This window comes from Mycolicibacterium sp. XJ2546, assembly GCF_053483195.1.
Genome location: NZ_JBEFRW010000044.1, coordinates 1 through 1,424, shown reverse-complemented (window position 1 = coordinate 1,424; position 1,424 = coordinate 1). Strand labels below are relative to the sequence as shown.

General features: G+C 66.6%; 1 protein-coding gene. It reads right to left on the bottom strand.

What is annotated here, in order from left to right:
- Positions 1–6: 6 nt before the first annotated feature.
- The gene (locus tag ABQE44_RS25735) at positions 7–1,314 is read right to left on the bottom strand and encodes an ISL3 family transposase (RefSeq protein ID WP_448432643.1); all 1,308 of its coding nucleotides are present in this window, start codon (positions 1,312–1,314) and stop codon (positions 7–9) included.
- Between the last annotated feature and the right edge of the window lie 110 nt (positions 1,315–1,424).

Genomic DNA, 1,424 nt, shown 5'->3' with positions numbered 1-1,424 from the left:
GGCTCTTCATGATCGAGGGTGTAGTCGGGGTCTGAATCCGCCGGTTTCCAGTAGCGATCTGGCGATGTAGTTGGTGAGGTTGCGGAATCCGAGGGCGGATCCGCGGAGGTGCTCGAGGCGGCCGTTGATCGCCTCGGTCGGGCCGTTGGAGGTCCCGGGGCGGTCGAAGTAGGCCAGGACGTCGACGGCTCGTTTCTTCAGTGTCCGTCCGAGGGTGATCAGTTCCTGCAGGGGCTTGGGAACGCCGGCGCTGAGCGTAGCGATCAGCGCGGCCATCATGGTGCGGCCCTTTTTGCGGTCGGGTTCTCTGTAGGCGGCCACGGTGCGCTGATAGATCGTCCAAGTAGCTTCGACCTCGGCATGGGCATCGACGCTGAATAAGGCGGCCAGGCGTGCCTTCTGTTTGTCGGTGAGCAGATCGGCCCCGGTCTGCAGGGTGCGCCGTGACCGGTAGAGCGGGTCGGTTTTGCGGCCGCGGTGCCCGCAGGTGGCCAGCTGCACGCGGCGTCGGCACTCATCGAGGGCGTTGCCGGCCAGCCGGACCACATGGAAGGGGTCCATCACCGCTACCGCGTCGGGCAGCTCCTCGGTGCTGGCGGTCTTGAACCCGGAAAATCCATCCATAGCAACAACTTCGACCCGATCACGCCAGTCTTGTGGCCGCTCAGCCAGCCAGTCCTGGAAGGCCCGTTTCGAGCGGCCCTCAACCATGTCCAAGAGCCTGGCAGGACCAGTCTTGTCGCGCACCGGGGTGAGGTCGATGATGACGGTGACGTACTTGTCGCCACGGCGGGTGTGACGCCACACGTGCTCGTCGACCCCGATCACCGCCACACCGTCGAAGCGGGTCGGATCAGCGATCAGTACCCGCTGGCCTTCGGCCAGCACCGCGTTGTTGGCGGTGTTCCACGACACCGCCAGTGCTTCGGCGACCCGTGCCACGCTCAGGTGCTGGCAGACAAGGGCTTCCAGCGCCCACTGCAGAGCGCGCCGCGACAGCTTGGCCCGCGGTTGGGCCGCCTTGCTGGTGTCTTGGCGCCACACATGCGCACAGCCCGCACACCGGTAGCGGCGCACGGTGACCAGCAGCGTGGTGGGTCGCCATCCGAACGGTTCGTGCGCAAGCTCGCGGGTGACGCTGTCGCGCGGGGCGCCTTGTTCGCCGCAACGGCGACACCATGAGTCGTCGTCGGTGATCCGGCAGGCCAGCACGGCCCGGTCGGGGCGTAGGCGTTGCCCGGTCACCTCCAGCCCGAGCTCATCGAGGCGGCAGAACGTGGTCAGATCGGGACACGCGAAGGTAGCGTCAGGCACGTCGAGGTCTTCCAGCTGGGCGGTGTGAGAACTCCCATCATCGGAAGACCTCGACCCCTACCCCGGCAACGACGCGCCGACCTGCTCTACACCCTCAACTGCGAAGAGCC